This window comes from Virgibacillus salexigens (assembly GCF_000723585.1).
GTDB lineage: Bacteria > Bacillota > Bacilli > Bacillales > Amphibacillaceae > Virgibacillus > Virgibacillus salexigens.
This window is the reverse complement of record NZ_CCDP010000001.1, coordinates 1-14,288: the sequence shown is the minus strand read 5'-3', so window position 1 is coordinate 14,288 and position 14,288 is coordinate 1. Positions and strand designations below refer to the sequence as shown.

At 37.4% G+C, this 14,288-nt stretch carries 14 protein-coding genes; all 14 read left to right on the top strand.

Going from position 1 to position 14,288, the window contains the following annotated elements; all coding sequences use genetic code 11:
• Positions 1-29: 29 nt before the first annotated feature.
• The 14 genes from BN990_RS00070 (at position 30) to lysS (ending at position 13,790) form a co-directional block, all read left to right on the top strand.
• Complete coding sequence (locus BN990_RS00070) at positions 30-764, top strand: VWA domain-containing protein (protein ID WP_038244664.1); 735 nt, start codon at positions 30-32, stop codon at positions 762-764.
• Positions 733-1,671, top strand: a complete 939-nt coding sequence (locus BN990_RS00065; RefSeq protein ID WP_038241528.1) for a protein kinase domain-containing protein — start codon at positions 733-735, stop codon at positions 1,669-1,671. Before BN990_RS00070 ends, BN990_RS00065 begins: the two co-directional genes overlap by 32 nt.
• A gap of 51 nt (positions 1,672-1,722) precedes the next feature.
• Entirely contained in the window at positions 1,723-3,114 is a 1,392-nt protein-coding gene (gene tilS, locus BN990_RS00060; RefSeq protein ID WP_021290371.1) for a tRNA lysidine(34) synthetase TilS, read from the top strand.
• A gap of 13 nt (positions 3,115-3,127) precedes the next feature.
• Complete coding sequence (gene hpt, locus BN990_RS00055) at positions 3,128-3,670, top strand: hypoxanthine phosphoribosyltransferase (protein ID WP_021290372.1); 543 nt, start codon at positions 3,128-3,130, stop codon at positions 3,668-3,670.
• 135 nt (positions 3,671-3,805) lie between these two features.
• Positions 3,806-5,875, top strand: a complete 2,070-nt coding sequence (ftsH, locus tag BN990_RS00050; protein WP_021290373.1) for an ATP-dependent zinc metalloprotease FtsH — start codon at positions 3,806-3,808, stop codon at positions 5,873-5,875.
• Between the two features lie 433 nt (positions 5,876-6,308).
• Positions 6,309-7,103, top strand: a complete 795-nt coding sequence (locus BN990_RS00045) for a type III pantothenate kinase (protein WP_031335312.1) — start codon at positions 6,309-6,311, stop codon at positions 7,101-7,103.
• Positions 7,100-7,978 (top strand): Hsp33 family molecular chaperone HslO, encoded by an 879-nt coding sequence (gene hslO, locus BN990_RS00040; protein ID WP_021290375.1) that lies wholly within the window; start codon positions 7,100-7,102, stop codon positions 7,976-7,978. Before BN990_RS00045 ends, hslO begins: the two co-directional genes overlap by 4 nt.
• A 94-nt stretch (positions 7,979-8,072) precedes the next feature.
• Positions 8,073-8,987 (top strand): peptidyl-prolyl cis-trans isomerase, encoded by a 915-nt coding sequence (locus BN990_RS00035; protein ID WP_306465015.1) that lies wholly within the window; start codon positions 8,073-8,075, stop codon positions 8,985-8,987.
• Between the two features lie 105 nt (positions 8,988-9,092).
• A complete protein-coding gene (gene cysK, locus BN990_RS00030) occupies positions 9,093-10,019 on the top strand; it encodes a cysteine synthase A (RefSeq protein ID WP_038241522.1) in 927 nt (308 codons plus the stop codon).
• A 169-nt stretch (positions 10,020-10,188) separates the two neighbouring features.
• A complete protein-coding gene (gene folP / locus BN990_RS00025) occupies positions 10,189-11,010 on the top strand; it encodes a dihydropteroate synthase (RefSeq protein WP_021290378.1) in 822 nt (273 codons plus the stop codon).
• A gap of 3 nt (positions 11,011-11,013) precedes the next feature.
• Positions 11,014-11,382 carry a dihydroneopterin aldolase gene (gene folB / locus BN990_RS00020; RefSeq protein WP_021290379.1) on the top strand — a complete coding sequence of 123 codons (369 nt, stop codon included), beginning with the start codon at positions 11,014-11,016 and terminating at the stop codon, positions 11,380-11,382.
• The gene (gene folK / locus BN990_RS00015; RefSeq protein WP_021290380.1) at positions 11,375-11,887 is read left to right on the top strand and encodes a 2-amino-4-hydroxy-6-hydroxymethyldihydropteridine diphosphokinase; all 513 of its coding nucleotides are present in this window, start codon (positions 11,375-11,377) and stop codon (positions 11,885-11,887) included. The genes folB and folK overlap by 8 nt, the downstream gene beginning before the upstream one ends.
• Positions 11,857-12,093: a helix-turn-helix domain-containing protein gene (locus BN990_RS00010; protein ID WP_021290381.1), complete on the top strand. Its 237-nt coding sequence runs from the start codon at positions 11,857-11,859 to the stop codon at positions 12,091-12,093. Before folK ends, BN990_RS00010 begins: the two co-directional genes overlap by 31 nt.
• A gap of 215 nt (positions 12,094-12,308) precedes the next feature.
• Positions 12,309-13,790, top strand: coding sequence for a lysine--tRNA ligase (gene lysS / locus BN990_RS00005; protein WP_021290382.1), 1,482 nt, complete (start codon positions 12,309-12,311; stop codon positions 13,788-13,790).
• Positions 13,791-14,288 lie beyond the last annotated feature (498 nt).

Genomic DNA, 14,288 nt, shown 5'->3' with positions numbered 1-14,288 from the left:
GGTACTGAAAAGTTGGGAGGTAGATGGTGTTGAAAAAAGGTACGCTTAAACAAATCTTGTTAATCACCGACGGGTGTTCGAACAAAGGAGAGGACCCCGCAGCTACTGCATCATTGGCAAATCAGCAAGGAATTACCGTAAACGTAATTGGTATTTTAGAAGATGATCAATCTGAACAACCAGAGGGCCTTAAAGAAGTAGAAGACATTGCCTTATCTGGTGGTGGAGTCAGTCAGCTTGTTTATAAACAAGCTCTATCCCAAACCGTACAAACGGTAACAAAACAAGCAATGACACAAACCCTGCAAGGATTTGTAAATAAAGAATTACAGCAAATCTTAGGACAGGATCAATCGCTAGAGGATTTAGAACCGGAAAAACGAGGAGAAGTTATGGAAGTAGTTGAAGACATGGGAGAAACCTGTGATCTTGAAGTGCTTGTTTTAGTAGATACTAGTGCAAGCATGCATGATAAACTACCAACAGTAAAAGAAGCATTAATTGATCTATCTATTAGTTTGAATTCTCGTATTGGCCGTAATCGATTTTGTATTTTCAACTTTCCGGGTAAACGCAAGGATATCCAAAAAGTGTTAGATTGGTCTCCTGCTTTGGATTCAATATCAAGTATTTTTCCGAAGCTTACAAGTGGTGGAATTACACCTACTGGTCCTGCCATTCGCGAGGCAATGTATCAATTTGGTAAGAAGACCTTGCTAAGGAGCTTGAGGGATGAAGATGAATCAGGAATGGAAGAAGCATAGTACAGTTGTTCGCCCTGGAATGTACATTCAAGGGAAATGGCATAAGAAGGTTTACGTTATTAAACAAAAGCTGGGAGCAGGAGCAATTGGTTCTGTTTATTTATGCGAAGCAAATGGAAAGCCTGCTGCATTGAAAATCAGCGATAAACGTTCATCGATGACCGTTGAAGTTAATGTGCTTAAGTCATTAGGGAGGGTCCAAGGGAGTCGACTTGGACCTTCTTTATTAGATGTAGATGATTGGACAGCACCTTCCGGGGAAAAATATTCTTTCTATGTGATGGAATATTTACAGGGAGAACCAATGTCTGCTTATATTAGACGGCATGGTAAAGAATGGATAGGGGTATTTATGTTGCAACTATTAGAAGACTTAGAGCAGCTTCATCAGCATGGATGGGTATTTGGTGATTTAAAAATAGATAATTTACTTATCGTCTTATCCCCACCAAGAGTCAGATGGGTAGATGTTGGTGGTACAACTCAAGTAGGCAGAGCAATAAAGGAATACACCGAATTCTATGATCGTGGTTATTGGGGGATGGGAACACGAAAAGCAGAGCCTAGCTATGATTTATTTGCATTTGTAATGGTTTTTTTAACTATCTACTATCCAAATCGTTTTAATAAAGACACACAACCAGAAAAGATGCTGTTTCGAAAAATTGACGAGGCAAAAGGGTTACGGCCGTACCGTTTAGTGCTGAGGAAAGCGTTGATAGGCAAATATGTAACCAGCTCCCAAATGAAAAAAGAATTATTGCAAGTTATCCACAATATCCAAAAACAGAATACAGTAACTGGAAATCAAGCACAACCAACGAAACAAGACCCTTTTTTGCTTGAGGCTGCAGGCATTTCCTTTTTAGCAGCAAGCTATTATCTAATTTCTTTGCTTTTTCAGTGATTATGATTATGATACGATAAAAGTAGAATTGCTCTGTTGGAGATGGACAAATTGAACAGGAAAGTAACACAGTTTATAAACAAACATGATTTATTTGAGAAAGGTACTACGATACTTGTGGGGGTCTCAGGTGGCCCTGATTCTATGGCTCTCCTTTATTATTTAAATTCAATAAAGGATGACTGGGGATTACGTATTATTGCTTTGACAGTGGATCATCAATTGCGTGGTACAGAGTCTTTAGAAGATCTCCAGTTTGTGCAGCAAAAATGTAGGGAATGGAATATTGAGTTTAAAGGTACTTCTGTAGATGTCCCTGATTATAAACAGCAGTACAAAGTTGGTACACAAGTAGCAGCAAGAGAATTACGTTATAATTACTTTTATGAGCAAATGGAGTTATTTCATGCAAATTGTTTAGTATTGGGACATCATGGTGATGATCAGGCAGAAACAATGCTCATGCGTTTAGTTCGATCTGCTGATTCTCAATCGCTAGCGGGTATTCCCGTAAAGCGGCCATTTGCTAAAGGTTTGATTGTACGACCATTTCTTTGCGTAACGAAAGATGAAATTTGGCAGTATTGTAGACGTCATGACATTGAATCTAGAATTGATCCGTCAAATCAGGAAACCACTTATACGAGAAATTTTTTCAGAAAGCATGTACTACCATTAATAAAAGAGAAAAATAGTAATATACATACTACAATACAGCATTTAAGCGAAACCTTACATGCAGATCTATCGTATTTAAAGCAGCAAGCAGAAAAAATGACCCATGATATTGTTTTGTTTGATAAGAAAAATAAGCTTTTGTCTTTTTCTATTCCCACATTCAAAACATATGCATTTGCTTTACAAAGACGTGCCTATCATCTAATATTAAACTATCTGTATATTGATTTACCGAAGGATTTATCTTATGTCCATGAGGAGCAGTTTTTTTCGTTATTGCACCATCAAACTGGGAATACTCGACTCGATTTCCCTGAAGGGCTAAAGATAGAAAAATCATATGATCAGATACGTATTTCTTTCAATCAAGACGGCCGTCCCGATTCTTATCATAAACTATTGGAAGTTCCTGGTAGAGCAGTTTTGCCAGATGGTTCAGTAATTATTGCTGAATACGTAGAGAATTCTCTAGAACAATCCGAATTCACCTTTGTGTGTTACAAAGAGCAAGTAGAATTACCATTACATATTCGAACACGTGAGCAAGGGGATAGAATGCGTTGGAAGGGATTAAAGGGAAGCAAGAAAGTCAAGGACATCTTTATAGATGCTAAAATTCCAAGGTTTCAGCGAGAAAATTGGCCAATTGTTACGGATAATCAAGGAACTGTTTTATGGCTAGTAGGATTGAAAAAGGGACAACCTGCAAAAAGGGTGTTAGGTGCATCACTTATACAACTATATTATGACAAAGGCAACATGTAGGAGGAGCAGACATATGCATAATGATATTAAAGAAGTATTAATATCAGAGGAAGAAATCGCAATTAAGTGTAAGGAATTAGGACAGCAATTAACTGAAGAATACGATGGGAAATTCCCGCTTGCTATTGGTGTCCTAAAAGGCGCAATGCCGTTTATGTCAGATATTTTACGCTACACACAAACACATTTAGAAATGGATTTTATGGATGTATCAAGCTATGGTGGCGAAATGCGTTCATCAGGTGAGGTTAAAATTGTAAAAGACTTAGATACAAAAGTAGAAGGTCGCGATTTACTGATTATAGAAGACATTATCGATAGTGGATTAACATTAAGTTACCTTGTGGATTTATTTAAATATCGAAAAGCGAATTCTATTAAGATTGTTACTCTACTGGATAAACCATCTGGGCGTACTGCAGCTATTAAGGCAGATTTAATTGGTTTTGAAGTTCCGAATGAATTTGTCGTTGGATATGGTTTGGATTATCAGGAAAAATACCGAAACCTTCCATATATCGGTGTATTAAAACCAGAAATATATGGTGGAGAATAATATTAATTTTCTAGTGGAAGAATGAGATACATCATAGAAATAAAAATGCTGTTTTTTAAGTGAAATTAGTTGTATTCCAACTTTTTTGTATGGTACGATGTTATATAGTTTTTCCCGCTTGGGAGGAGGTAAGCAATGAACCGGATATTTCGGAATGTGTTCTTTTGGATACTTATTTTCTTCGTTATTATAGGAGTCATTGGAGTATTCAATGGACAGAATGAAGAAGCAGAACAATTCAATGTTAAGCAATTTATGGATGCTTTAAATAGTGGCGAGATTCAAGAAATGACGATGCAACCAGCAAACGGAATTATGCGAATTAGTGGTAATTTGAATGAGGGCGACCAGCAATTTGTTGCACAAGTCCCAGATAACACAGAAATCATCGCATCTATTACTGAACAAGCCAATGATCAAAGTGTACTTCATGTTGAAGAAGAAGAGCAACCAAGTGCATGGGTAACATTTTTAACGACGATGATTCCATTTTTAATCATCGGGTTATTCTTCCTGTTCATCCTTAGCCAAGCCCAAGGTGGCGGCGGTGGTGGCCGTGTTATGAACTTTGGAAAAAGCAAGGCGAAAATGTACAGTGAAGATAAGAAAAAGGTTCGCTTTAAGGATGTCGCTGGGGCGGACGAAGAAAAACAAGAACTTGTAGAAGTTGTAGACTTCCTAAAAGATCCGCGTAAATTTTCAACCGTAGGAGCAAGAATTCCTAAAGGGGTGCTTTTAGTTGGACCTCCAGGAACAGGTAAAACCTTACTTGCACGTGCAGTAGCAGGTGAAGCAGGAACACCATTCTTCTCGATTAGTGGTTCTGATTTCGTGGAAATGTTCGTAGGTGTCGGTGCATCCCGTGTCCGAGACTTATTTGAAAATGCTAAAAAGAATGCTCCTTGTATTATATTTATAGATGAAATTGATGCCGTTGGTAGACAGCGTGGTGCTGGTCTTGGCGGCGGACATGATGAACGTGAACAAACATTAAACCAATTACTTGTAGAAATGGATGGATTTGGTGTTAATGAAGGAATTATTATCATTGCAGCAACCAACCGTGCCGATATTCTTGACCCTGCATTATTACGTCCAGGTCGTTTTGACCGTCAGATTACCGTTGATCGACCAGATGTAAAAGGACGTGAAGAAGTACTACAAGTACATGCTAGGAATAAACCTTTGGCTGATAATGTTGATGTGAAAACAATAGCAATGCGTACACCTGGATTCTCGGGCGCCGACCTAGAGAACTTATTGAATGAAGCAGCTCTTGTTGCTGCAAGGCGGGACAGCAAATCGATTGATATGATAGATGTTGATGAAGCCATTGATCGTGTCATTGCGGGTCCTGCTAAGAAGAGTAGAGTTATCTCTAAAAAAGAACGAAATATTGTAGCTCATCATGAAAGTGGACATACGGTAATTGGTATGGTATTAGATGATGCGGATATGGTACATAAGGTTACTATTGTTCCACGCGGTCAAGCAGGTGGTTACGCTGTGATGCTACCTAGGGAAGATCGTTACTTTATGACGAAACCAGAATTATTTGATAAGATCACTGGATTGCTAGGTGGTCGCGTAGCTGAAGAAATCATGTTTGGAGAAGTAAGTACGGGTGCTCATAATGATTTCCAACGTGCGACTGGAATTGCTCGTAAGATGATTACCGAGTATGGTATGAGTGAAAAAATTGGTCCGTTACAATTTACAAGTGGCGGTGGTGAGGTATTTCTTGGTCGAGATCTTAACAATGATCAAAACTATAGTGATGCAATTGCTCATGACATTGACCAAGAAATGCAAAACTTCATCAATTATTGTTATGATCGTGCTAAAACCATACTTACAGAACACAAAGATAAGTTAGAATTAATAGCACAAACTTTACTTGAGGTAGAGACACTAGATGCAAAACAAATTAAGTCGCTGTTCGAAGAAGGTAAACTTCCTGAACCAGAGGAATCTGAATCATTAAAAGTTAATATTCAATCTAATGATAAGGATGAATCTCCAGAAACATTCGAGGAAGCAAAAGATAAAGCGAATAAGAAATTTGAAGAAGACCTTGAAGATGGCATTACAACAAATAATAAGCCAACTTCATCTAATGGAACAACTTCAAAAAATCCACCTTCAACAGATGAGATAACAACAGATAATAAACCATCAGCAGATGATGAAGAGAAAAAAGATTAATACAGCTAGAATGTAAATGAACAATGACACGAAGTTCAACCGCTTGTTAAAGGGCAAGAACTTCGTGTCATTTTTTTGCATGTAAAGAAAAGGTGGTATATAGGATTTGGTTTATTAAAGAATAAGTTTAGGTGGAAATAGAGCATACGTGTAATGGTAAGGTGATACCACTTTTCGATGGCATAAGGTAGACAATTGCACATACATCATATGCTTCAGTTCATATAGGTTTGTGCTCTGTCTATAAATTGCACACACTAACAAAGACAAACAGTACCTTTCTTCTCACTGTTGGCTGTCAGAATAAAGGTAAGTGTGTTTTGCTCATAACTAGTCGGTTTAATATATATTCCCTTTTAAATATGGTATATTAAAAAAATAAGCGTATCCTTTGGTTCTAATCCAAATTTGAGAAAGAAAGGTATGGAAGTTTATGTTGTTTGTACTTGATGTTGGGAATACCAACACAGTATTAGGAGTATTTGAAAAAGATCAATTAAAGCATCAATGGCGGATAAAAACAGACCGTTATAAAACAGAAGATGAATTTGGAATGCTAATTAAATCCTTATTTGATCATAGTGGAATTGCGATTTCAGAGATAAAGGGTGTTATTATATCTTCTGTAGTTCCGCCGATCATGTATGCTTTAGAAAAAATGAGTAAAGATTATTTCCATCTTGAGCCGATGATTATTGGAAAAGAAACGGTACATTCTTTCTTAAACATGCGTTATCCTAATCCAAGAGAAATTGGTGCAGATAGAGTGGTCAATGCAGTAGGGGCAATAGAAGATTATGGATCGCCATTAATTGTAATTGATTTTGGCACTGCCACTACGTATTGCTTTATTAACAAGGACAAAGAATATTATGGAGGAGTTATCTCCCCAGGAATCAATATTTCAATGGAAGCACTATATAGCAAAGCTTCTAAATTACCGCGAATAGAGATTCAAGCTCCTACAAGTGTAATTGGGTCTTCGACTGTGGAAGCAATGCAGTCTGGTGCTTTCTATGGTTATGTAGGACAAGTTGATGGGATCGTTCGCCGAATTAAAAGTGAAATGCAAGTAGAAGCTACGGTCATTGCTACAGGTGGTTTAGCATCATTAATTGCCTATGAATCAGAAACGATTGACCATGTAGATCCATACTTAACATTAAAAGGACTTTATCTTATTTATAATAAAAATAAAGCGAGCTGGAAAGGAGAAGAGACAACATGAAGGACTTTATATTAAAAGCAACAGCTTACGATGGTATGATTCGAGCTTATGCAGCTTCATCAACGGATACTGTTGAAGAAGCAAGAATGCGCCATGATACGTGGGCAACCACTTCTGCTGCGCTAGGCAGAACAATTACCATCACTGCATTGATGGGTGCCATGCTTAAAGGGGACGATTCCATCACATCGAAGGTTTTGGGGGATGGACCAATTGGTGCGATAATTGCGGATGCAAATGCAAAAGGTGAGGTACGAGGATATGTTCAAAATCCCCATGTCGATTTTGACTTGAATGATAAAGGAAAATTAGATGTTGCTCGGGCAGTGGGTACAAATGGAAGTATAAGTGTCATTAAGGATTTAGGTTTAAAGGATTTCTTTACTGGAGAAGTTCCGATTATTTCCGGGGAAATTAGTGAAGATTTTACGTACTATTTCGCCAATTCAGAGCAGGTACCTACAGCAGTTGGTGCAGGAGTACTTGTGAATCCTGATCATAGTATATTGGCGGCGGGTGGTTTTATCGTACAGGTTATGCCTGGAGCAAGTGAAGAAGTAATTAATCAGCTAGAGGAACAAATTCAGTCTTTTCCGGCAATATCTACTTTAATTCGAGAAGGGAATACACCTGAACAAATACTGCATCGACTGTTTGGAGAGAATGAAATTAAGGTACATGAGTCGATTCCACTGGAATTTCGTTGTAATTGTTCAAAAGAACGCTTAGAACGAGCAATAAAAGGCTTAGGAAAAGATGAAATTCAATCAATGATTGATGAAGATAACGGGGCAGAGGCGAATTGCCATTTCTGTAATCAGTCTTACCAATTTTCAGAAGAAGAGTTAGTTACGTTAAAAAATCAAATTGGTTAATTACATTCAGGGATTTTCCCTGGATGTTTATTATAATTACCTGTATAGTTCGTATAACCGTGCCTTAGGTACCGTAGGGTTATAGGGGGAACAAATGTCAATGTCAAAAAAATTATTATTAGCGATCATTGTTGTACTTTTAATTACAAATATAGCTACGTTGTTAGTTTGGAATAATGAAGAGCGTGTAGAATTAGGCAATGGAGATAGTAAAAGCTTAAGCCAAAAGGAAGATGTAGCTTCGGTTGATGGTGAAAATATTACATTTCAGGAATGGAATCAATCCTTAAGGAATAATTATGGTAAAAAACAATTACAAACACTAATTGACCAAAAAATTGTGGAACAAATGGCAGACGAAAAAGGTATACAGATTAGCGATAAAGTTATCAATCGCGAAATATCAAGGTTGGTAGCAAAACAAGGTGTATTGTCAAAATCGGAATACACAGCATTAGAAGAACAATGGATAGAAGATATCCGATATCGTTATCAACTACAATTGCTATTAGCTGAAGGGGCTTCGATACCTGAGGAAGAGATAACAACTTATTATAATACATACGGCGATCAATATAACTTCAGTGCTTCCATGCAAACGTCTCATATTCTTGTAGATAATATGGAGACTGCAAATAAAATATATGAAGAGTTAGAAGCAGGAGCTTCATTTAAATTACTTGCGCAGGAATATTCGAATGATGAAACCACGAAGAAAGATGGAGGCTACTTAGGATTCATTTATACATCGAGTCAATTCTTTCCAAATGGTTATGCGGATATTGCCGTAGATATGAAAGAACATACGTATAGTAAACCATTTGTCGCTGATAATGGTATTGCCATTCTATATCTTCATAGAAAATTACCCTCTATTGAATTCACTTATGAAGAGATGAAACCATATATAAAAAGTGAACTGGCCTTACAGGAAAAGAATCAACCTTTAGAGGCTGCCGCCCTTTGGAGTAATAAGGAGATTGACTGGATATACGGAGAAAACCAATAATATAAAACAATCTGACAATTATAACGTTTGAGTTGACATTTGACCAGGTAAAACGTAAATTAGAATTAATCATACAAAATAACTAGGAATTAGGAGGAAATGAGGATGAAAGTAGCGAATAATATAGCTGAACTTATTGGGGAAACACCCGTTGTGAAATTAAACAATATAGCAGATGACGACAGTGCGGACATTTATGTCAAGCTAGAGTTTATGAACCCTGGCAGTTCTGTAAAAGATCGTATCGCATTAGCAATGATTGAAGCCGCCGAAAAAGATGGGGCATTAAAAGAGGGCGATACAATTATTGAACCTACTAGTGGTAATACGGGAATTGGCTTAGCAATGGTAGCTGCTGCCAAAGGGTATAAGGCAGTACTTGTTATGCCAGATACGATGAGCCAAGAACGTCGCAACTTATTGCGTGCATACGGTGCTCAGCTTGTTTTAACTCCCGGTGCAGAAGGGATGAAAGGAGCCATTAGTAAAGCAGAGGAGTTACAGAAACAAAATAATTATTTTATGCCACAGCAATTCAATAACGAGGCCAACCCTGAAGTTCACGCACGGACAACAGGTGCAGAAATTGTTTCACAAATGAGTGAAGGTTTAGATGCGTTTGTTGCTGGTATTGGTACTGGAGGTACAATTACTGGGGCAGGAAAAGTATTAAAAGAAAACTTTGAAGGCATACAATTATATGCAGTTGAACCATCTGCTTCTGCCGTGCTTTCCGGTGAAACTCCGGGACCACATAAAATTCAAGGTATTGGTGCAGGATTCGTTCCCAAGATTTTGGATACGGATATATATAATGAAATTTTACGAATTGATAATGAGGAAGCATTTGCTACTTCAAGAGAAGTAGCTACTACAAATGGGATTTTGGGTGGTATTTCTGCTGGTGCTGCAGTTGCAGCTGCTAAGAAAATAGCTAAAAAGCTAGGTAAAGGTAAGAAGGTGCTTGCTGTATTCCCTGATAATGGAGAAAGGTATTTATCAACCCCGCTTTATCAATTTGAGGAAAAATAATTTTTAAGTTGTTTGCCAGTATCGTAAAGGTACTGGCTTTTTTACGTAAAACATCAACTATATAAAATAATAGTTGATTGAAAAGCTTTTCTTACGGGATCGGGTCGCCTGGTGTCTCGTTCTGTGATACGATAAATAATGAATTTGGTAGAAAGAAGGTACGGCTACTATGCGTTTAACAACGAAAAAGAAAGCTTATGATTTAACAGTACGCACGCATATTATGGGAATCTTAAATGTTACTCCTGATTCTTTTTCCGATGGTGGCAATTATACCACGATCGCTAAAGCAGTGGATCAGGCTATTCTTATGGAGAAGCAAGGTGCAGATATTATAGACATCGGTGGAGAATCAACCCGACCTAATCACGATCCAGTCTCACAGGAAGAAGAAATTGAGCGTGTAGTTCCAGTAATAAAGGCAATAAAGGAAAAGGTGCAGATTCCAATTTCCATTGATACATTCAAAGCTGGGACAGCCCAAGCCGCGTTAGAAGCTGGTGCAGATATTATTAACGATGTATGGGGAGCAAAGAAAGAGCCAGCAATTGCTAACGTTGCAAGCGCTTTTCAATCTCCAATTATCTTAATGCATAATCGAGAACATATCGATTATCAAAATTTAATTTCAGATATGCTCAACGATTTGCAAGAAAGCATTGATATAGCTTTAGCAGCAGGAGTGAAGAAAGACAATATTATTATTGATCCCGGGATTGGTTTTGCAAAAACGGCAAAAGATAATTTGTTAGTACTGAATCAACTGGAACGGTTCAAGCAGTTAGGCTATCCTATATTACTAGCTACGTCGAGGAAAAGATTTATTGGACGTGTATTAGACTTACCAGCTAATCAGAGGGATATCGGTACAGGTGCTACTACTTGTATGGGAGTAATGAAAGGCGCCCATATGGTACGTGTTCATGATGTGAAGACAAATGTGGAGTTATCAAAAATGATGGATGCTATGCTTCATGTAAAAAGAGGGTAGAATATGGATAAAATAATCTTAAATAACTTGCAATTTTATGGATTTCATGGATTACTTTCAGAGGAAAATAAGTTGGGTCAACGGTTTCAGGTAGATGCGACATTATATATTGATTTACGGCATGCTGGGAAAAGCGATGATATGAATCATTCTGTCCATTATGGACAAGCATATGAATTGATCAAAGAAGTAGTTGAGGGGGAAAAGTTGAATTTAATTGAAGCAGTGGCAGAAAGTATTGCAACTAAATTATTAACTAGGTTTCATTTGTTGGAAGCATGCACGATCAAAGTTACGAAACCAGATCCCCCAATCCCGGGCCATTATGATTCAGTTGCCGTAGAAATTTATAGGGAGAAGAATGATGAATAAGGTATATCTAGCATTAGGAACAAATATTGAACCAAGAGAACAACATTTAGAAAGTGGGTTGCGGGGAATAATGGAGCACCCTAATATTACAGTTACCAGACAATCTTCTATTTACCAAACAGCTCCTGTAGGGTATACAAACCAAGCTGATTTTTTAAATATGGTCATTGAAATAGAAACATCATGTAGCCCGTTAGCCTTATTGGATTATTGTCAAACGTTAGAGCAAGAATTAGGAAGAGAACGAACGATTCGTTTTGGTCCAAGAACAATAGACCTTGACATTTTACTTTATAATCAAGAAAATAGTAAAACAGAGCGATTAATCATTCCGCATCCACGGATGCATGAACGTGCATTCGTTCTAATTCCATTACATGAAATAGCGCCAGATATAGTAATACCAGAGCAGGAAAGGCGAGTATCTGAATTAATAAAAAAGCTTCCGGGAAAAGACATAAAGGATGTATCTATATGGATAAAAAACGAATCGGCAGACGAATAAAGGCATTTCGCAAGTTAAAAGGCTATACACAAATAGATTTTGCCAAAGAACTAGATGTTCCACTATCTGCCATTGGTGGTGTTGAACGAGGATCGAAAGAACTTTCTGACGACCTTTTACAAAAGGTGGCTGCTACATTAGAAATATCCAAAGAAGAATTAACATTGCAAGTACAAGAGGTAGATAATAATTCAGGAGAATCATAAAAGAAAAGAATTGTTTATTCCAAATTGGGAATTAAATATTTCTTTGTAGAGTATGTAACTAAATGGGAAGAGGAAGCTAAAGCTTAATGATTATTATAAAATTTGCAAGTTGCGGGTTTTTACCATGAATTGTATTTGTTTTATCAAAGCTCATGAAATGAAAGATGGATTAGAATAAGCTATACTTACCTATAGAAAAGACTGGAGTGATAATGGTGTCAGAGGAATTAAATGAACATATGCGGGTGCGCCGAGAAAAGCTTGACCAATTTGTAGAACAAGGGGTAGATCCGTTTGGTGGAAAGTTCACACGTACCCACTTGGCAAGTGAATTAAAAGATATGTATGATCGTTACTCAAAGGAAGAACTAGAAGAGAAAGAAGAAGAAGTAACCATTGCAGGAAGAATGATGACAAAACGGGGTAAAGGAAAAGCGGGGTTTGCTCACATTCAGGATATCAGTGGTCAGATCCAACTTTATATACGTAAAGATAAAGTTGGAGAAGAGGCCTATGAAATTTTCACATCCAGTGACATGGGGGATATTATTGGTGTCACTGGGGTAATGTTTAAGACAAAAGTGGGTGAGCTATCAGTAAAGGCTACTAGGTTTCAGTTATTGACGAAATCCTTACGCCCATTACCTGAAAAGTACCATGGTTTAAAAGATATAGAGCAGCGCTATCGTCAGCGTTATCTTGATTTAATAACAAATATGGATAGTAAGGAAACGTTTGTGCTAAGGAGTAAGATCATTCAAGCAATGCGTCGTTATTTGGATGGACAAGGGTTCTTAGAGGTAGAAACTCCGATGCTACACGGAATTCCTGGTGGTGCATCAGCACGACCTTTTGAAACCCATCATAATGCATTAGATATTCCTTTATATATGCGTATAGCTATCGAACTTCATTTAAAACGTTTAATTGTAGGCGGTTTGGAAAAGGTTTATGAAATTGGACGGGTCTTTCGTAATGAAGGTGTATCTACAAGACATAACCCAGAGTTTACAATGATCGAATTATATGAAGCCTATGCAGATTATCATGATATCATGTCACTAACCGAAAACCTGATTGCCCATATTGCTAAAGAGGTATTAGGAACAACGAATGTTACCTATGGAGATCATGAGGTGAAACTGGCGCCAGAATGGACAAGATTGCATATGGTTGATGCGGTTAAAGAAAAAACTGGTGTGGATTTCTGGAAACAACTGACGGATGAAGAAGCTCGTAATCTGGCAAAAGAGCATGGAGTAGAGATTACTGATACGATGACATTCGGGCATGTAGTGAATGAATTCTTCGAACAAAAAGTAGAGGAAGAACTAATACAGCCAACATTTATTTATGGACATCCAGTGGAGATTTCTCCACTGGCTAAGAAAAATAAAGCAGATGATCGGTTTACAGATCGCTTTGAATTATTTATTGTTGGACGCGAGCATGCCAACGCATTTAGTGAATTAAATGATCCGATTGATCAACGTGAACGTTTTGAAGCGCAGGTTAAAGAACGCGACCAAGGAAATGATGAAGCCCATTATATGGATACGGATTTTCTTGAAGCTCTAGAATACGGAATGCCGCCAACCGGAGGTCTTGGAATAGGTGTAGATCGATTAGTTATGCTTTTAACTAATTCTCCATCTATAAGAGATGTACTGTTGTTCCCGCAGATGCGAAATAAATAATAATAAAAGTAGTCAAAATAGGACGAGCATGCTCGTCCTATTTTTTATAAGAAAGCGGATGTAGCCAAAGAAGGTTTTAGTTTATGTATAAGGGGTAGATGATATATAAAGACGAAATAAATAAAAGAAGGAAAATATCGAATTTAAGAAAGAATACAAATTAAAGCTTCGTTAATTTTTCTTTAAAAAAAGCTTGATTTCAAACTACAAACATGGTAAATTAAATACCGTTGCTTCATAAGGCAACAGAACACATGCCATGCATAACTCTTGAAAATAATTTAAAAAAGTTATTGACTTATGACGCGCTGCATGGTATATTAATAAAGTCGCCAATTTGGGAAGCGAAACAGTTGATTATAAAAACTTGAAAAAAGTTATTGACACACGCTAATCAAACTGGTATAATAAAAGAGTTGCTGCAAAAAGCGACTAAGAAATATTTGCTCTTTGAAAACTGAACAAAACAACCAGTATGTCAAGAAAAACAGGTAACCT